16 protein-coding genes and 2 pseudogenes are annotated in these 18,680 nt (G+C 57.3%); 10 read left to right on the top strand and 8 right to left on the bottom strand.

Annotated features, from left to right (window positions below; genetic code table 11):
• The 3 genes and pseudogenes from LOKO_RS20250 to LOKO_RS18920 form a co-directional block, all read left to right on the top strand.
• Positions 1-2,028: a DUF4118 domain-containing protein gene (locus LOKO_RS20250; protein ID WP_066449719.1), complete on the top strand. Its 2,028-nt coding sequence runs from the start codon at positions 1-3 to the stop codon at positions 2,026-2,028.
• On the top strand, positions 2,018-2,737 hold the full coding sequence (locus tag LOKO_RS12420) for a response regulator (RefSeq protein WP_269465394.1): 720 nt from the start codon (positions 2,018-2,020) through the stop codon (positions 2,735-2,737). Before LOKO_RS20250 ends, LOKO_RS12420 begins: the two co-directional genes overlap by 11 nt.
• Before the next feature lie 2 nt (positions 2,738-2,739).
• Positions 2,740-2,934: pseudogene (locus LOKO_RS18920) on the top strand (NAD-binding protein); the annotation flags it as partial.
• Here LOKO_RS18920 and LOKO_RS19910 read toward each other — a convergent pair.
• The 3 genes from LOKO_RS19910 to tnpA form a co-directional block, all read right to left on the bottom strand.
• A complete protein-coding gene (locus LOKO_RS19910; RefSeq protein ID WP_235589024.1) occupies positions 2,898-3,155 on the bottom strand; it encodes a transposase in 258 nt (85 codons plus the stop codon). The pseudogene LOKO_RS18920 and the gene LOKO_RS19910 overlap by 37 nt on opposite strands.
• Before the next feature lie 157 nt (positions 3,156-3,312).
• Positions 3,313-3,648, bottom strand: coding sequence for an IS66 family insertion sequence element accessory protein TnpB (tnpB, locus tag LOKO_RS12410; protein WP_066449715.1), 336 nt, complete (start codon positions 3,646-3,648; stop codon positions 3,313-3,315).
• Positions 3,648-4,010 carry an IS66-like element accessory protein TnpA gene (tnpA, locus tag LOKO_RS12405; protein ID WP_066449712.1) on the bottom strand — a complete coding sequence of 121 codons (363 nt, stop codon included), beginning with the start codon at positions 4,008-4,010 and terminating at the stop codon, positions 3,648-3,650. The genes tnpB and tnpA overlap by 1 nt, the downstream gene beginning before the upstream one ends.
• A 98-nt stretch (positions 4,011-4,108) precedes the next feature.
• Between tnpA and LOKO_RS12400 the strand changes: the two genes are divergently transcribed.
• On the top strand, positions 4,109-5,560 hold the full coding sequence (locus LOKO_RS12400; protein WP_066449709.1) for a MobA/MobL family protein: 1,452 nt from the start codon (positions 4,109-4,111) through the stop codon (positions 5,558-5,560).
• 766 nt (positions 5,561-6,326) lie between these two features.
• Here the strand turns inward: LOKO_RS12400 and LOKO_RS18915 are convergent.
• Positions 6,327-7,403: pseudogene (locus LOKO_RS18915) on the bottom strand (IS3 family transposase).
• A 653-nt stretch (positions 7,404-8,056) separates the two neighbouring features.
• On the opposite strand from LOKO_RS18915, the gene LOKO_RS12380 reads away from it, so the two are divergent.
• From LOKO_RS12380 to LOKO_RS12360, 5 genes are all read left to right on the top strand, one after another.
• Positions 8,057-9,058, top strand: a complete 1,002-nt coding sequence (locus tag LOKO_RS12380; RefSeq protein WP_066449704.1) for a Bug family tripartite tricarboxylate transporter substrate binding protein — start codon at positions 8,057-8,059, stop codon at positions 9,056-9,058.
• A gap of 68 nt (positions 9,059-9,126) precedes the next feature.
• Complete coding sequence (locus LOKO_RS12375; protein WP_066449701.1) at positions 9,127-9,612, top strand: tripartite tricarboxylate transporter TctB family protein; 486 nt, start codon at positions 9,127-9,129, stop codon at positions 9,610-9,612.
• A 22-nt stretch (positions 9,613-9,634) separates the two neighbouring features.
• Complete coding sequence (locus LOKO_RS12370) at positions 9,635-11,158, top strand: tripartite tricarboxylate transporter permease (protein ID WP_066449699.1); 1,524 nt, start codon at positions 9,635-9,637, stop codon at positions 11,156-11,158.
• Positions 11,159-11,200: 42 nt separating this feature from the next.
• Entirely contained in the window at positions 11,201-11,875 is a 675-nt protein-coding gene (locus tag LOKO_RS12365; RefSeq protein ID WP_158509945.1) for a GntR family transcriptional regulator, read from the top strand.
• A complete protein-coding gene (locus LOKO_RS12360; RefSeq protein ID WP_066449692.1) occupies positions 11,875-13,035 on the top strand; it encodes an iron-containing alcohol dehydrogenase in 1,161 nt (386 codons plus the stop codon). The genes LOKO_RS12365 and LOKO_RS12360 overlap by 1 nt, the downstream gene beginning before the upstream one ends.
• A 43-nt stretch (positions 13,036-13,078) precedes the next feature.
• Here LOKO_RS12360 and LOKO_RS12355 read toward each other — a convergent pair whose 3' ends face one another.
• From LOKO_RS12355 to leuC, 4 genes are all read right to left on the bottom strand, one after another.
• Positions 13,079-14,098: an AbrB family transcriptional regulator gene (locus LOKO_RS12355; protein ID WP_066449690.1), complete on the bottom strand. Its 1,020-nt coding sequence runs from the start codon at positions 14,096-14,098 to the stop codon at positions 13,079-13,081.
• A 110-nt stretch (positions 14,099-14,208) separates the two neighbouring features.
• Positions 14,209-15,066, bottom strand: coding sequence for an isocitrate lyase/PEP mutase family protein (locus LOKO_RS12350; RefSeq protein ID WP_066449685.1), 858 nt, complete (start codon positions 15,064-15,066; stop codon positions 14,209-14,211).
• A gap of 66 nt (positions 15,067-15,132) precedes the next feature.
• Positions 15,133-15,741, bottom strand: coding sequence for a 3-isopropylmalate dehydratase small subunit (gene leuD, locus LOKO_RS12345; RefSeq protein WP_066449684.1), 609 nt, complete (start codon positions 15,739-15,741; stop codon positions 15,133-15,135).
• Complete coding sequence (gene leuC, locus LOKO_RS12340; RefSeq protein ID WP_066449683.1) at positions 15,735-17,129, bottom strand: 3-isopropylmalate dehydratase large subunit; 1,395 nt, start codon at positions 17,127-17,129, stop codon at positions 15,735-15,737. Before leuC ends, leuD begins: the two co-directional genes overlap by 7 nt.
• 374 nt (positions 17,130-17,503) lie before the next feature.
• Between leuC and LOKO_RS12335 the strand changes: the two genes are divergently transcribed.
• Complete coding sequence (locus LOKO_RS12335) at positions 17,504-18,679, top strand: TauD/TfdA family dioxygenase (RefSeq protein WP_066449680.1); 1,176 nt, start codon at positions 17,504-17,506, stop codon at positions 18,677-18,679.
• Position 18,680 lies beyond the last annotated feature (1 nt).

Genomic DNA, 18,680 nt, shown 5'->3' with positions numbered 1-18,680 from the left:
ATGAACGCCACTCCCGATTCACGCCACGCCAGTGATCCGCCGCCGGCAGCGGCGCCAGGCGATGTCGAGCAAGTTCGCCGAGGGGCGGCGAAAAGTGTGCGTCTGCTGGTGGCGCTCAGTGGCGGCAGCGAGGACGCGGCCCTGGTACGCACCGCCCATCGCCTGGCCGAGCGCGATGACGTGCGCTGGCGCGCGATACACGTGGACAACGGCCGTGACGACGCCGAACGTCGGCTGGTGCTGGAAAAGGACTTCGCCATGGTGCACCGGCTGGGCGGCGAGACCCGAGTGCTCCAGGGGCAGGACCGGGCCGCGGAGCTGCACGACTATGCCCGCGAGCATCGCATTGCCACCCTGCTGGTGGGCTGTTCCCGGCCTTCCGGTTGGCGTGTCTGGCGCCGCACCCTCGCCGAGCAGCTGCTGCGCCGCGGTGGGACCTTCGACCTGATGGTGGTGGCGGAGGCCCGGCAGCGCTCACGCTTCCGGCCGCGGCACGTCTGGCAGCCGCTGCGATTGCGCGAGCCGGTGGTGGCTCTGCTCAGTGTCCTGGGTGCCCTGGTGGTGGCCTGGGGGCTGGAGTCCTGGTTGGAGCTGGCCAACCTGTCGCTGGTGTTCCTCGCCGCGGTGCTGGCCAGTGCCACCCTGGCCGGTACCCGGGCGGCGATGCTCAGTGCCGGGCTCGGCTTCCTGGCCTTCAATTTCTTCTTCACCCAGCCGCGCTTCTCCCTCGCCATCGTTGAGCACGGACAGCTGCTCACCGTGGTCTTCTTCCTGCTGGTGGCGGTGGTGGTCGGCCAACTGGCCGGCAGCGGGCGACGCCGGTTGCTGGCGTTGCGCTCCAGCCGTGAACAGACTTATCGGCTGCTGACCTATGCCCGGGCCTTGTCGGCCGCCACCGACCGGGACCAGGTGGGCGATATCGGTGTCACGTCGCTGGAGCGCTGGCTGGGCGTTCCCGTGGTGCTGCTCGACCGGGATGAGAAGGGCGTCGACCTGACGATCCGCCACGCGGCCCCGCCCGGCATGACCCTGGACGCGGGAGCCCTCACGGCGGCGGGCTGGAGCTGGCAGCATCGGCAGCCCAGCGGCCGCGGCACCGAGAACCTGCCCGACCAGCAGTGGCGACTGCTGCCCCTGGTGGAACAAGGGCGAGTGCTGGGTATCGTGGGCCTCAAGCTGGCGGTTCGCGAGACGCCCCCGGGTCCTGATCAGGAGGCGTTGATCGAGGCGCTGTCCAGCCAGCTCACCATGGCCCTGGAGCGGACCCGGCTGGTCAGCGACCTGGGGACTGCACGGCTGTCAGAGGAGAACGAGCGGCTGCGATCGGCGCTGCTTTCGTCGGTTTCCCACGACTTGCGCACTCCTTTGGCATCGATCATCGGATCGGCCAGTACGCTGCGTGAGCTGGAGGCTCAGCTCAGCGACGAGGACAAGCATGAGCTGCTGGATGGCATCCTGTCCGAGAGCGAGCGGCTCAATCGCTATATCCAGAACCTGCTGGACATGACGCGATTGGGGCATGGCAGCCTGAAGATCGAGCGTGACTGGATTTCCCTGGAGGACCTGATCGAATCGGCCATCAAGCGCCTGGGGCCCTCCCTGGAGCACGTGAAAATCGAGCGCAGAGGGATCGGTGAGTTGCCGCTGCTCTTTGTTCACCCTGCACTGATTGAACAGGCACTGGTCAATGTCATCGACAACGCCGCCCGCTTTTCGCCGTCAGGGGGCAGGGTCATCATTGCCGGCCGTCTGGACGAGACCGACCGGCAGTTGGAGGTCCGGGTGACCGACGAGGGGCCGGGCATTCCCCCGGCACAGCGCCAGGCGGTATTCGACATGTTCTTCACGGGGGGCGAAGGCGACCGTAGCCGCTACGGCAGTGGCCTCGGCCTGGCCATTTGCCGTGGCATGCTCGGCGCCCACGGGGGCAGCATTGCGGCAGAGCCGGGGCCGGCGGGCAGCGGCACCAGTATCGTGATGCGCCTGCCGCTCAGCGAGAGAGAAGAGGACGCGCAGGATGATGGCTGAGAATCGGCATGTGCTGATCATCGACGACGAGCCCCAGATTCGTCGTTTCCTGCGTATCAGCCTTGTGTCGCAGGGTTTCAGGGTGAGCGAAGCGGCTACCGGTGGCGAAGGGCTCGCTCGTGCCCTGAACGAAGTGCCCGACCTCGTGTTGCTGGATCTTGGGCTACCCGACATGGACGGCCAAGCGGTACTCGATGAGCTGCGGTCAGGCAGCGCGGTCCCGGTCATCGTGGTGTCGGTGCGCGGGCACGAGGCCGAAAAGGTTCGTGCCCTGGACCGGGGGGCCAATGATTATGTCACCAAGCCCTTCGGTATCCAGGAGCTGCTGGCACGGATACGCTCGCTGTTGCGGCGCCATGGGGAGCCAGGCGAAGGCCCTGGGTTGACGCGTTACCGCCGCGCCGATCTGGTCATCGACCTCGCGGCTCGGCGGGTCACACATGGTGATTCGCCGGTTCACCTCACGCCCAAAGAGTACGCCGTGCTGGATCGCCTGGCACGCCATGCCGGCCGGGTGGTGACCCAGACCCAGTTATTGCGTGATGTCTGGGGGCCGACCCACGCTCACGACACCCACTACCTGCGCATCGTCATCAGCAAATTGCGCCATAAGCTCGGCGATGACCCCCAGTCACCGCATCTTCTCCAGACCGAGGCGGGTATTGGCTATCGGCTGCTGGTAGAGCCCGAAACGGCTAGGGAGCAATAGCAATGAAGATCATCATTCTTGGCGCCGGCCAGGTCGGCGGTACACTGGCCGAGCATCTGGCCCGCGAGGAAAACGACATCACCGTGGTGGACACCGACGGCGAGCGGCTGCGCGAGCTGCATACCCGGCTCGACATCCGCACCGTGGTGGGCCCCGGCTCCTACCCCGTGGTGCTGCGCCAGGCCGGCTGCGAGGACGCNAAATCGTCCAGCTCGGTTTCGATGGCGGCGATGTCGGCATCCACCCCCTCTTCCAGCAGGCTGATCTGCAGGACGTTGAGCTTCTCGCTGCGCTTGCCGAAGGCATGACGTTTGAGCAGCGCCAGTTCATAGGTCAGCTTCTGGTTGACCTGCTCGGTATGACGCAGCGTTTTCTGGCTCTGCTCGAGTGCCTGCCCCTGCTGCTCGACCTGCGACATCAGCGTCGCCGCCAGGTGGCGGAGCTGATCGGGAGAGAGCTGAGACAGGTCGGAAGGCGCGTTCATTCAGCGAGTATGCCAGCCTGCCGAGGGCAGTGGGATTAGCGCATCAGCGAATAGCCTGCCCGTTGTTTCTATGCCGTCCGTGGCAGATCCCTCAGACCACCGAGATCACGCCACCGGCGCCGATTCGCTGCCAGGGCAAGCCCTGCACCAGAGCGCTGACCTGCTCGGGCGACAACTCGACCCGATCCCCGCGCCAGGTCGCCGCCCAGTGAAACTTGCCCTGATTCAGACGCCGGGCGCATAGCCAGATCCCCAGGCCATCGTGAACCAGTACCTTCATCCGGTTGCCGCGCCGGTTGGCGAAGAGATAGGCGCAATGCGGCCGGGCGGCGCCAAACACCTTCACCACCCGGGCCAGTGACGTATCGGGTCCGGCGCGCATATCCAGGGGCTCGGTGGCCAGCCAGATTTCGTCGATGCGAATCATCACAACAGCCCCTTCAGCCACTGCGCGCACTGGGCTGCCTCGGCTACCGGCCAATGCACGCTGATCGTGCCGCGCGCCGTGGGCATCTCGATGCGGATCTCGGCGGTGGCAGGAGGCGTTGGCCGATCAGCTGCTACGGACGGCATCGGGAGTGGCACGAAGTCCGGCACGGCTGGCAACTGGCTCTGACGCTTGGCCTTGCGGATCCAGGTCTGGACGAGGTTAGTGTTGAGCCCGTGCTGCAGCGCGACCTGGGCGATCGAAGCATCGCCTTGCAGGCAGGCCGCCACGATCTTGGCCTTGAAGGCCGACGCGTAGCGACGACGACGGCGAATCTCACCCTGAGTGCTTGGGGTAGTCATGATAGGTGCCCATCTATTAATAAGTGGGCACCTAACGTCACAGAAGGCGAGCCTCTCCGGTAGATGGGTTCACCAGCCGGTTACGGAGGCATCGCAAAATGGCCCTGTATCATTTTCATGTAAATGTCATACAGCGCAGCCAGGGCCGCATGGCGACTGCTGCAGCTGCGTATCGAGCAGGGGAGTGTATCGTCGATGAGCGTACTGGAATTCAGCACGACTACACTCGCAAGTCTGGTGTGCAAAGCACAGCACTCCTCCTACCAGGCGGCAGTACTGAGGCGCGTGCAGCGTTCTGGAATCGCATCGAACATCATCACACGCGGATAAACGCAGTCGTGGCCCGTGAGATTGAGGTGTCGCTGCCTGCTGAGCTGGACGATGATCAGCGTTACGAGTTGGCTGTCACATTTGCCCGTGAGCTTGCCGACAAATACCGCGTTGCGATTGATGTCGCGCTCCATGCCCCGCGAACGATCACCGACCGCGACTTAGATCTGAACCCTGAACAGTTCCACATGACCGATCCGAAAACGGGCCGTCGGCACAACGGTAATTGGCACGCGCACATGCTCATTGCTGCCTGCCATGTCGAGTCCGATGGCACCCTAGGGAAAAAATGCCTCAATCTCGATCCGATTCATTGTCAGCGTCACAAAATTCCCAACGTAGCAGAGCGTGAGAGGGGGAACTGGGCAAGGATGCAGAATTCTGCTCTGCAGCGGGCATACAAAGCTGATCGTGTCGATCACCGCAGCTACGCGGATCGTGACTGCGATCGCGAGCCGACTGCACATCTAGGGGGCTTTGCAGCGCGGATGCTACGCGAGGGGACTCCGCAGCACAGCGAACTGGCGATGCTGAATCGCGAGATAATGGCAGCAAACCATAAAATAGCAAGGCTGCGTGAGCAAGCCCGCCAAGAGCGGATCGAGCAAAGCCTGAAGAAACGCCACCAATTACAGATCTGCTGTGATCTTCAAGATCTGGAGCCTGCCCTATGCCGGCGATGGGAGCGCATCGAAAAGCATGAATGGGAGGCATGGATCAGTCTGCCGGGTGTATGTCCAGCTTCAGGACGGATTGTCTTCGAGTCTAGGATGATGGACAAACTCGAGCGCAGTTATCATCAGTCCAATGCTATCGAGGCAGCAGAATGTGACGCTCGTGGGAAATCCCGAGTCCATTGTAAAGCAGCTGAGGAGCGTGCCCGGGAGCTGCGTGACATAGAATGGCGAACTCTAACGCAGCCCGGGCAGCCATCCCGATATGCTTCTCGTGAATCCCCACAATCGGCTTTTATGCGAGCGGAGCTAGCAGTACGTCGATTGCTCCGCTTGGAGGCGCAGTGTGACAGGGCGGCTGCAATCAAGGACGCGATGATCGATCCAGACGAAGCATTTGCTAACGAGTTCCAAGAGCTCTTGGTTGTGAACGGTATAGGAGCTCATGGTGAGCTATCGCCGACTAATCAACGTGGCTTGGAGGGGGGAACTCAGCCCGACACAGAGCCTTCCGTCCCTGATTTTGTCAGGTCAATGGATCGATAGCTGGCGACCTGCGTGATGCCCGAGAGATGAAAATTCAATGTTGGGTGCGCACGGTGCAGGGCAGGTACAGGCGGCGACAGCCTTTGAAGGTGGATATGCAGGAGCTGGCCCTGTAATCGATGGTGGCCAAAGATGCCAATGTGGTCGTCCCGCTCCCACCCATTGCTGCTTCGACGATGATCGACGCACAGCTGTCTACTGCCGCCCTGATTCTCGTGCTCAATTAGCGCTGCTTCGCAAAAAACATAAGCTCCCCTCCAGTGCATCATCATAGCCTGTGCTGCCCAAGACGGGCGCTTCATCCGATCCTGCACATACCTTTAATGCACCATAACCTAAATTATGTTGCATTTGGGTGTGATTGCACCTTTGCGACAATGCCTCTTTCTTGCAGATAGTGGTCAAGTGTTTTTTGACCATTGAATTTCTAGCATTTCAGTGGTTCTTTTGATACATTCGGCTACACTCTATTGCTTCGATTTTGCGGCCTAAGGGTAAGTGGCCGGCCAGGGCCTTCCGCGTAAGGTGTGTTCACCCGGCGGCTACGCCTAGGGCTGCTGTGGGAACCGAGTTTATAATCAGTGAATGATGGCTTCGCCCGTTGCAACATTGGGTTAGCCAATGCTGGTGGTATCAAGTTCCAAGCGCAACACTATTGAAGGGTGCTCGGTGTACGGTCCAAGTGAGTTGCGATGGCGCGGATCGTGTGAGTGGCTCTGACCTTCCCCCTGTTTTAGGTCCGTCATCAATGTGAGAAACCGCTCTTTCAGGCACATTGCTGGGCATAGGCCACGGGTGGCAAATAGCCTAGCGAGCTGTGCGGTCTAACATGGTTGTAGTGGGTTCTCCATTGGGTGATTTCGTGTCATGCATCCGCCAGGCTAAGGAACCAGTGCTGATTGAGGCAGCTGTCTCGGAACTTGCCGTTGAAGCTCTCGATGAACGCATTCAGCGTCGGCTTGCCTGGTTGAATGAAGGCCAGCGTCACCGTCCGCTCACGCGCAGAAGAACATCGCCTTGCTGGTCAGCTCAGGTCCGTTATCGCAGATAATCGAGGCCGGCAGTGAACGATGGTTCGCGATCTCGTCGAGGAACCGGGCCAAGCGACGTCCCGAGATAGACGTGTCCACCAACTGGCCGACACACTCGCGGCTGAAATCGTCCACGATGTTCAGCACACGAAATCGGCGTCCCGAGGCCAACTGGTCCGACACGAAATCCATCGACCAGTGCTGGTTGGGCCTGTCCGGCAGTGGTATCGCTGTTCTCGGCCGAACCAGCCGCTTACGACGCCGGGTTCGGACCTAAAGACCCTGCTCGCAGTACAGCCGGTAGGTCCGCTTGCGATTGATCACCAAGCCCTCCTGACGCAACAAGGCATGCAGCAGCAAGCAGCCATAGCGGGGAAAGCAAGTCGCCAAGGCTTGTAGGCGGGCCCGAAGCGGCGCATCGTCACACGGCATCGCCTGGTACCGGGCTACCGACCTTGCCAGGCCCAGCAATCGGCAGGCACCTCGCTGGCTGAGCCAGCCGCCTACCACCAGGTGTTTCACCGCACGCCGCTTCGCTTGGGGCGTCACCACTTTCCCGAGACAATCTCCTTGAGCGCAGCATTGTCGAGGGCGTTTTCCGCCAAGAGCTTCTTCAGCCGGGCGTTCTCGGTCTCCAGCTCGCGCAGGCGGTTGGCCTCCGAGACTTCCATGCCGCTGTACTTCGCCTTCCAGCGGTAGATGGTCTGCTCGGTCACACCGTTCTGCCGAGCCAGCTCGGCGATCGAGACGCCGCGCTCGTTGGCTTTGAGGATGCTGATAATCTGCTCTTCGGTATGACGGTTACGCTTCATCGCGAGATCTCCTGCTATCAGGATAAACGTAGCGGAAAACTCACATTGGTGGTGGACCGGCTTCTGGCGGGAAGGTCAACGGTGGCAGCGGATCTGTTGCTTGCGAAAATGCGCGAGGGGCAGCTCTCACCGGTTCAACGCTCCCTGCCGGTCGTGCCGATTCTGAGGGGGAGCGTGCGCCAAATAAGGCTGAACCCTGGCACATAGGAGGTCAGAGATGCCTCATAAATGATCAAATTTCGTATCCAATTTCCCTAACCGACGATAAGCGAGAATCCGAAGGCGCAGTTTCGGACACCTGCTGATGCCATGCCCTGTCCTTGGCTATCCGTCTGTCAGGAGCGCCTGGCGGTGAGGCTCCAATTTATCTCTCTGATTTTAATGTGGTTTAATCAGAAATGAATAGCGCGGCACGAGGGTGCATGATTAGCAATGTCTGCTTGCCGGTGATTAGACAAAAGTAGAGCAACAGCCTTTCTTGACTGATCGTATCCAATAAACTAGTTTGGGATACAAGATAGGAGAAGCTCCCGTCACGGAGAGACTCGCTAGAAACACTCATATTGCCAAGAACAATCCCGATGCACATGGAATGGCACACAGGAAGCCATCGCGAAAAGTGGTATCGCAAAAAACAAGAGAGAGGAGCAAGTATGACCGTCCAGCCGAAGAAGAAAATGACCTCCAAGGCGCTCTTTGCCGGTGCTGTCCTTGTGGCCGCAGTGCCGGGCATGGCTCTTTCAGCCAATGCTGCCGAATGGCCAACGGAAAACGTTCGGCTCATTCTTCCTTTCAGTGCGGGCGGTTCCATCGATCGCTTTGCTCGCGGGTTGACCCAGCACTGGGAGGAATACCACGATTACGCCATGATCGTGGACAATCGTGGTGGAGCCTCAGGCTTGCTGGGATCGAGAACCTTCCTCGGCTCGCCGACCAACGGGCACTACCTGTTCGCTGGCATCCAGCCGACCCTGAGCATGAACATCGTTGCGCAAGGGGCCGACTTCGATCTGGAAGACTTCACCTTCATCAACATCGAGCAGCGCGACTATACATCGATCGTCGTTCGGGCCGATTCCCCCTACGAAAACATCGAAGACCTGGTCGAGAGCATTCGCGAGAACCCAAGCGGCGTTACCATGTCGATGGCGACTGGTTCCGGGACGCATCTCTTTGGCCTGGCTTTCCTCGATACGCTTGAGCTGAACCCCAATATCGTGACGTTTGACGGTGGTGGCGAGCAGCGCACAGATTTGCTGGGCGGTCACTCGGACGCAGCGTTCTCTTCGGCATACGGTGATATGACGCTTGGTGACCAGGTGCGTGTGCTGGCCGTCTCTTCACATGAGACCTTTCCCGGATGGCCGGATGCCCCGCCGGTGAACGAAGCCTTTCCAGAGGCCGACCTTCCCGCTATCGGCGATAACCGGTTTCTCGCCGTACACACTAGCTTTGCTGAAGAGAACCCTGAAATTTTCGATGCCATCGTTGCCAGTTATAGAGAGGTGTTTCACAGCGATGCTTACCAGGCACATATCGAAAATCTCGGTTCGGATCTCATTTCCGGCTTCTATGGACCTGAAGAGTCCAAGGAAATCATTTATGAGATTCATGAGGTCGTAGAAAGATACGGCGACATGCTGTCAGGAAACTGATCGATGGGGAGGGGCGCTGATGTGCCTCTCCTTTTTCTTGGCGGGTGGAATCGCTTGAGGTGAGAGTTATGGGTTTTCTCAGGGAGCTGGGCAAGAAGGGCGGTGAGTTCATCGTGCCTTCGATCATGCTGGCTTACGCGACCTATTATTATCTGGAAGTAAGCGCTTTGCCGAGACGTGAGGTGAATTTACTTCTGATCCAGCCCGTATATTTTGTCATACTTGCGGCGTTCCTGGTTTTGGTGGCTGCTTATGTGTGCAGATCACTGGCTGGCAAGAATAGTCAAGCTTCCAATGGGGAGGCGAGTGAAAGGAAAATCACCAACAAAGCAGCAACGCTGTCTTTTGCGGTACTGACAGTGGCTTATGTTTATGGAATAGAGTGGTTGGGGTTTGTAGCGTCGTCTTGGCTATATATGACTCTGCTGCTCATGGTCTTCTCGGTTAAATCCTGGTTGATCGTTGCTGTATTTCCAGCAGGTACAGCCTTGTTCATTTATTTGACTTTCGATATGTGGTTGAGCATCCCCCTTCCGAAAGGCATTTTGTCTTAACACATGGCCGGAGACATGATTCATGTTCGATGCTGCTCCAATCATGGAGGGTCTTGCTCTTCTAGCCGACTGGAAGGTCATGGCCATTCTTCTTCTTGGTGTTTTCTTCGGTATCATCACCGGTGCAATACCCGGGTTCAGCACCCCACTGGCCATCAGTATCATGCTTCCGCTGACTTACCCGATGAGTCCTGTACTGGGGATAGCTTTTCTTACCGCAATCTATGCGGGCGGTAATTTTGGCAGTTCCATATCCTCGATCTTGCTCAACATACCTGGTTCCCCCCAGGCAATCGTGACAGGTTTCGACGGCAATCCCATGACGAAGCAGGGAAGAGCCAGTGAGGCGTTGGGCATGGCTGTTGCTTCATCTGCCATGGGCAACCTGCTTGGTGCTATCTTTCTGATTCTTGTCATGCCGCTCATCGTCACGGTTGCGTTGATGTTCGGTCCACCCGAGCTGTTTTTGGTCGGTGTGCTTGGGCTGACGGTTATCGCTGCCTTGCATAACAGCTTTCTCAAAGCCATCATCGCAGGTGGTTTCGGGGTGCTGTTGGGGACCGTGGGCATGACATCGACCGGGGCGATTCGCGGTACCCACGGCTACTTTGAGTTGATGGACGGCATTCCAGTCATTCCCGCTTTGATAGGACTGATCGGTTTTTCCGAACTCTTTTATATGCTACAGCAGCGCTATGTTGCAGGAGGAAGCGGGAGCAAAGGCGATAGTCAGAAAAATCTGCATCAGCTGTTGTATGGTTTCGGTCGTGTGTTGAAACACCCCCTGACCGTGCTCAAGTCAAGCACAATCGGGGTCATTATCGGTGCGCTGCCCGGCGCCGGTGCCACAGTGGCAAGTGTGGTGAGCTACAATGAAGCAAAGCGCAGTTCAAGAAAGCCGGAAGAGTTTGGTACAGGAGCGGAAGAGGGTTTGATCAGCGCTGAATCGGCAAACAATGCTTCTGAAGGCGGCGCGTTGGCCACCATGTTGTCCCTGGGCATACCGGGTGGGCTGGCGACCGCGGTTATGGTAGGTGCCTTCATGCTGCAAGGCCTCATCCCCGGGCCGCGGTTGTTCATCGACCATCAGGGACTCGTCTACGGTATCATGTTCGCCCAAATCGTTGCTTCTGTTTTCCTGTTCATGGCGGGCCTGCTGGTCTCCTTGTACGCGGCGAAGGTGATCAACATCCCGACTATCGTACTGATTCCCTTAATAGCCGTATTCTCGGTGGCGGGGACTTATGCGATCAGTCTGCAAATGTTTGATGTGAAGATCATGCTCGTTTTTGCCGCACTCGGCATTTTGATGAGAAAATACGATTATCCTTTGATAGCGGTCATTCTGGGCATCATTCTTGGCCCAATTCTGGACCGCCAGTTGATGAGAACCTTTCAGGGGGCAGGAGAGCTTTCTCTGGGAATTTTCCTGAACAGGCCCGTCAGCCTTATCCTGCTTTGCATGATCCTGTTCTGTTTGGCCCCCATCGCCCTTAAAATATATCGCAATGCAAGAGAAAGCCTGGAGTATCTCAAGCGTACATGAGGTTAATTGTGGTTTGTCAGAAAAATGGTGCAAGGTGAGAATATGGAAGTTTTAGACACAGAGAGTCCAAAATTCACTAACCTTCCCGCCCCTGAAAGGGCATACATCATCATACGAGAGGCGATTCTTGCCGGTGAGTATCAGCCCAATAACAGGTTGCGTGAGGATGAGTTGGCTAATCGGGTGGGAACCAGTAGAACACCCGTTCGTACGGCACTGCATCGCCTTTCGCAGGACGGGTTCGTGGTTTTTCATCCCAATTCCGGTGCCGCAGTAAGAGGTTGGACTAGGAAGGATGCCGTCGAGATTTTCCAGGTAAGGGCATGCCTGGAAAGCTGTGCTGCGGGGCTTGCCGCGCGAAATGCCACTCCCAGGGATATTCGGGATCTTGAGCTCATCTGCGAGGAAATGGAAAGCTATCGACTGGCACCAGAAACCGTCGAGTCCCTATCGGTATTGAATCGGAAATTCCATACGAAAATTCTGAAATTGGCAGGCAACTCCAAGCTCGAAGAAACAGCATTGTCACTGATGGATATAGGGTTTCTTATCAGGTCCTATCGATTCTTTTCAGCCAAGGATGAGCAGCGTAGCTTAATACACCATCGCGATCTCGTAGCCGCTATCGCGGCAGGAGATGGTGACTGGTCCTCATCGATCATGAAGTCTCACATCATGGCGGCGTGCGACCTTGTGAGAACGAGCGAGGAGGAATGATGCTCAGTTTCGAATTCAATACCACACGAAAGCTGATTGTCGAGCAGGGCGCGTCTGCGCGCCTTCATGAGGTGGTGAGCCAATTCTCGGCCAAGCGGATCTTTTTGATCACCGATCCCGGCATTTCCGATTTGGGATTGCATGAGACCTCGGTGTCAGGTCTGGCAGATCATGGGGCTTCGGTAGAGGTCTTCGGTGGCGTGGTGGCAGACCCGCCCGAAACGGTCGTGCTCGAGGCTATCGAGCGAGCCAGGCAAATGCGTGCCGAGCTGGTCATCGGTTTTGGCGGCGGTAGCTCCATGGACGTAGCAAAGTTGGTGGCGTGCTTTGCTCATCCGCACTGCCGCCAGCCGCTGCAGGAGGCCTACGGCATTGGAAATATTCAAGCCGATAGGCTGCCGCTGGTGCAGGTGCCCACGACTGCGGGCACTGGGTCCGAGGTGACGCCGATCTCCATCGTAACGACAGGCGAAACGACGAAGTCGGGCATTGTCTCGCCGGTGTTGCTTCCGGACGTTGCCGTTCTGGATGCCGGCCTAACGGTCGGGCTGCCGCGCCATGTGACGGCGGCCACGGGTATCGATGCAATGGTGCATGCGATAGAGGCTTACACGAGCAAGGTTCGCAAGAATCCGATGTCCGATCTGCTGGCCAAGGAAGCCTTGCGCCTTCTCTTTGGCCATATCGACCGGGTGCTGCAGGACGGGAACGATATCGATGCGCGGCAAGGCATGCTGCTGGGTTCCTGTCTTGCCGGCCAGGCGTTCGCTAATGCGCCGGTAGCGGCAGTGCATGCCTTGGCTTATCCCCTCGGCGGCCATTACCACGTACCCCACGGATTATCCAATGCCCTGGTGCTGCCGGCGGTGCTTCGCTTCAATGCGGTGGCGGCAGCCGAACACTATGCAGAGTTGGCGCCAATTTTGACTAGAGAGCCATGGTCTCCCTCGGTTGCTGACGATTGCGAACGCTTCATCGTGGGCATCGAGGCCCTGTTGAATGGAAGCGGCTTGCCCTTGAGACTACGTGATGTCGGGGTTCACGAGACCGCCCTCGGGGCATTGGCCGCGGACGCAATGCAGCAGCAGCGTTTGCTGGTCAATAATCCTCGGGATGTAACAGAGCAGGATGCTCTCGAGATCTACCGGGCCGTCTATTGATGTCGCTCTCTGACTGCGAGGTCATGAGACTGCGATAGGAGCTTCACTCGTCGGTGACCATTAGTCTAAGCAGCAGAGGGAAGCTGATCGCCATGAACATCAGCCTGGCCAGGTGATGTATGCCGACGAAGCCAGCATCATGACCGACAGCGAGTGCGATCAGTGCCATAACTTCTGCCCCGCCGGGCGCATAGGCCAATAGCAACTGCGTGAAGGGTACGTCGATTGCCATGCTGATGGGGAAGGCGATTGCGCTGGTTGCGAATAGCGTCAGTGCAACGGAGAAGCACGATACGGGAAGCAGTTTGGCCATGCTTCTCAGGCTGCTGCCGCTGAAGCGCGTTCCGACCATCGCGCCGGTCAGGATGAAAATCGACGTCTGCAAGCCCGTTGGCAGCCTGCCAGCCTCGAAGCCGCTGATGGAAACCATAGCTGCTCCCAGGATCGATCCCAGAAGAACGGCAGCGGGAAGCCGATAGCGTTTGCATATGGCTGCCCCCAGAACGGCAGCGAGTATCATCATCGCGAGCGCCGTGTAGTGAGTTTCCTGTGCTTCCAATACCCTATCCCCGCCGGCTCCCTTGGCAAGTAACGGAAAAAGCACGACGAGAAATAGTAGCCGTATGCTTTGAATCATCGTGACCTGCGGTATGTTGCATGGGTACTGCGATGCCGTTTGCAGTATCAACACCATGTGTCCGGGATAGGCCGAGAGAAAGCTGGTGTTTCCGGATAGCCTGGTGAGCCTGGAAAGTGCGTGAGAGACGGTGAAGGTGATCGTTAACATGGCGGCCACCAATCCCGCCAGGCTTGGCAGCCAGGAAGCCGCTTCAGAAAAGAACCGTGGGCTCAAGGAGCTGCCGATACTGATGCCGACAAGCAGCAGGACTAGTGCTTGCATCTCGCTGGGATAATTCAGTCGAAGGCCGACGAGGCTACCTGCCAAGGTTGCGACAATGGCGCCAAGTAGCCAGCCAGCAGGCAGGCCGGCAATATTGCCGACTAGCCCGCCTAAGGCGGCCAACGCCAGGGTTCGGGTCGTACTCGAAATTTGGCTGTACAAACCTTGAATCCTGAGTGGCTATGTCGAGAAATGCTCACCGGGGCATACTCCCGGTGAGCGGTTGCCAGCGCTCAGGCTTTGACAAAGCGCAGGCACTTTTCGGGTGAAGCCTAGCCCATGTAGCGCTTTTCAAACTCCCAAACCTCTGGGAAGCCGATTAGCTCATTGAACTCGCTGAAACTATACAGCAGGGAAGAGTCGGTCACGCCGCCATTCTCTTTTAGATCGGTATAGCTCTTTTCCAGGGCTGCGGCAGTGGCCAGGAAGCCGGCGGCGGGGTGGATGGCCAGTGCAAAGCCCAGCGACTGGAGTTTGTCGGCCGAGAGCAGCGGTGTGCGGCCTCCCGGTACCATGTTGGCTATCAGTGGCTTGTCGATGCGCTTGCCTATGGTTTCCATTTCCTGCTCCGATTCGGGCGATTCGATGAAGATGGCGTCGGCACCCGCTTCGCTGTAGGCCTGTGCGCGTTTCAATGCCTCATCGAGCCCCAAGGCCGTTCGGGAATCCGTGCGTGCGATGATTACGAGATCGTCGCTACGCCGAGCATCGCAGGCGACTTTAATTTTTTGTACCATGTCTTCCAGGGGAATGACTCGGCGATCGGGCGTATGGCCGCACTTCTTCGGGAATTCCTGATCTTCGAGTTGAATGGCGGAAGCTCCTGCTTCTTCATAGCCCTGCACAGTATGATGGACGTTAAGCAATCCGCCGTAACCGGTATCGGCATCAGCGACGATAGGAGTATTAGTCATTTTCGCCATGGTGGCGATTCTGCTGACCATGTCGCTATAGGTGGCAATGCCTGCGTCGGGTAAGCCCAGGTGAGAGGCAACCGTGCCATAGCCGGTCACGTAAAGAGCCTTGAACCCCATGCGGTCGGCGATCAAGGCTGAAATCATGTCATAGATACCGGGTGCAACGACGATCTCCCCGGAGTTCAGCTGTTCTTTAAGTGTCTTGGCTGTCATTGTTCATCTCCTTTATATTCATTTTTAACCGGGTTATTGATGTAGGCTGGACGCGCCAGGTGATAATCAAGATGTTTCTATCCAAGGGTTTCCTGTGATATGTCGTGCTTCGAATTCCTTGATTTCATCAAGTAATCGAAACGTCATTTGGACTTCTGATTCGCCCTTGAGGAGTGCCTCTTTTCGATAGGAATCGATTTCGAATGAGAGGGTTATGCCATCTCGATTGGTGATGCTCTGGTGAGGCAAGTCTACGCTCAGGATCGTGGAGTCGCTTTCCACTTGCATGAGCGATTCGATGCTTTGCTCATCCATGCGAATCGCTAATAGGCCATTCTTGAGGCTGTTATTGAAGAATATGTCGCCAAAATCCGGCGCAATCACTACGCGAAAGCCATAATCCAGCAATGCCCATACGGCATGCTCTCGTGATGAGCCGCATCCGAAGTTTTTTCCTGCCACAAGAATGCTAGACTCGGCCTTGGTTGGGTCATTGAGGGGGAAACCGACTCTGAGCTTGCCATCGGGCGTGAAACGAAGGTCGTGAAATAGTTGGTCCCCATACCCGGCATCACGAGGGCGGTGCAAGTACCGTGCGGGTATGATCTGATCGGTATCGATGTTTTCCCAGGGCAAGCGAAGGACTAGGCCGCGGTGTTCGGTAAAAGCTAGCATTTTGTACCCTCCAGCTCCCTGACGTCGGTAAGGTGGCCGGTGATGGCAGCAGCAGCTGCCATGGCGGGGCTCATGAGGTGCGTTCTGCTGCCCGGGCCCTGGCGGCCGGCGAAGTTGCGATTAGAAGTGGAGGCGCAGCGAGCACCGGCAGGTACCGAGTCTCCGTTCATGGCGACGCACATGGAGCACCCCGGCTCTCGCCACTCGAACCCCGCCTGTAAGAAGATCTCGTGCAGTCCCTCCTGTTCCGCTTGGCGACGAACCTGTTGTGAGCCGGGTACGACAAAGGTGGGGACCTTGGCTTTGCCGAGCTTTGCAATCTTTGCAGCTTCGCGCAGGTCTTCCAGGCGGCTATTGGTGCAGGACCCAATGAATACGCGGTCGACTATGAGGGTGGTGAGTTTTTCGCCCGGCTCGAGCCCCATGTACTCGATGGTGGCATTGTACTGTTCCCGCTTGTTGAGCTCGATCTCTTCGAGGGCGGGAATGTGGCCAGTGATAGGCAGGGCGGTTTCCGGTGAATTGCCCCATGTTACCGTTGGGGCTATTGTGCGGGCCTCTATCGTGACTTCCTTGTCATGCTGCGCATCGGCATCGCTCTTGAGTTCTCGCCACGCTGATACGGCACGCTCGAAGAGCTCTCCTTGCGGCGCAAAGGGCTTGCCATTCAAGTAGGCGAATGTCGTTTCATCGGGTGCAATCATGCCGGCCCGTGCGCCGGCTTCGATCGACATGTTGCACAGTGTCAGGCGGGACTCAATGGACAGTTCATCTATGACCTTGCCTGAGTATTCAATGACATGCCCTGCGCCGCCATTAGCGCCGATGGTGCCGATGATAGTCAGAATCAGGTCTTTTGCCGTGACGTAAGGGCCGAGCTCGCCGTCGATGCGAATGTGCATCGATCTTGGGCGCTTCTGCCAGAGCGTCTGGGTGGCGAGTACATGAGCGACCTCAGAGGCACCGATACCAAAGGCTAGCGCACCTAGCGCACCGTGAGTGGAAGTATGGCTATCGCCACACACGAGTAGGGTGCCCGGCAGGGTGAGTCCTAGTTCGGGGCCTGCTACGTGGACGATGCCTTGGCGCTCGTCACCCGCACCGAAAGACATGATGTTCTGATCGCGGGCATTTTCCGCCAGCGTCGTCACCATGTTGTCATGTACGGGATCGCGATCGGGGTCGTAATGAGTGGCAATGTAGTGGTCGGCCATGCCGAACGTCAGGTCGGGCCTTCGTACCTTTTTTCCCTCGGCCTTGAGCTGATCGAACGCCTGTGCCGTTGCATCGTGCACGAGGTGCCGGTCTATGAAGAGAAGTGCAGTGCCATCATCCCGCTCGGTGATGACATGCGACTCCCATATCTTGTCGAAAAGCGTTTTTCCCATCGCTGCCTGCCTCGCTGTCGTTGGCCTCGCTGTCGTTATTAGCCATGGCTGAGCGTGTGATGCCAGCTATAGTATACATATACCACAGATCGTATCCAATCAAGTGAGGCGCGTGCAATCTGCGCATGGAAGGTCTCTTCTGCGCTGTCATTGTTCTTGTCATATATGAATATGAGCGTGCTGTGCAAACATCCATAAGTCATTGAAACCAATGGGGATTAACTTTTATTTGAGTAGTGTAAAGGAACTTTTTAGGTAGGACAGGCGACTTGGCCGTTCGGGTCGAATCAAGCAGTATTTGACAAACCGTATCCAATGAGCAAGGCTGTAATTCACCAGTATACAGACAATAATCGACACACTGGAGATGAGGCATGGCACAGCACGGTTCAGGTCTTGAAAATGAAAAAAAGAGCTTTGCCGACAATGGCTTGTCGCATTCCGTTCAGTCTGCTTCCTACACAGGCAACTCCGTCGGCGCCATGCCGAAAGCTTGGAAAAGCAAGGAGTTGGTTGACGATCAAGCCTGGGTTAGAGCGCTATCATCCAAAGAGCGGGAAGGTTTGATCGCGGGCCTGGCGGCATTCGAGGATAGCGGCAAGTCCCTTTTGCAAAGCAGCGCTAAGGACTTCCCGTTCGACAACCTCATACAACTGATTGCTGATGTTAGGCAAGCGGTATCGAGCGACCTGGGTTTCGTGGTACTGCGTGGGCTGCCTATCGAGTCGCTGTCGGTCGATCGTATCCGGGCGCTCTACTGGGGGTTGTGCAACCACCTTGGAGTGCTGCGGCCGCAGGGGGTCAAGAGTGACCTAATTGGCGACGTACGTGACGCCGGCGGCAACTATCGATCTGCGAGCGGTCGGGGATACAACACGAATGCCAGGCTCGACTACCACACCGATATGGCGGATCTGGTTGGTCTGCTTTGTATCAACGCGGCAAGAACCGGCGGTGAGAGTCGTATTGCATGCTCCGTATCATTGAAAGACGAGATTGCCTCTACGGCTCCTGAACTGTTTAAGGCGCTGTGCAGGAATATTCATTATTCCCGTAAAGGGGAAGAAAGCCCTGAGGAGGCGCCATATTATGCGGCTCCTATCTTCTCGGAACGTGATGGCTTTTTTTGTTGCCGATACGTTCGCAATCATATTCGCTACGCACATGAGTTTGATGGGGTTCCTCATCCTGATGAATATCAGGTCGAAGCAATGGACATATTGGATCGTCTGGTGGCATCCGATGAATTTACTTTCGAGATGACTCTCCAGCCGGGGGACATGCAAATTCTCAACAATCACGTAATTCTGCATTCACGTACTGATTTTGTCGATTACGAGGAGGAGAGCAAGAAGCGTCATCTATTGAGAGCCTGGATTTCAACGCCATACAGCCAGCCGCTTTCCCCTGCGCTGGAGGCAGCTTACCACGACGTCGGCGCCGGTGCCGTGCGCGGGGGGATCGTTGGCCAGCAATTCGATAAAGTAAAAAGAGGATACACCAAAAAAGCTGCTGAGTTTCACGGTATGCCTTATCGAATATCAGCCTGAA

The sequence above is a fragment of the Halomonas chromatireducens genome, assembly GCF_001545155.1.
GTDB classification, from domain to species: domain Bacteria; phylum Pseudomonadota; class Gammaproteobacteria; order Pseudomonadales; family Halomonadaceae; genus Halomonas; species Halomonas chromatireducens.
The sequence above is the reverse complement of the archived record's forward strand: the minus strand, read 5'-3'. Positions and strand labels throughout refer to the sequence as shown.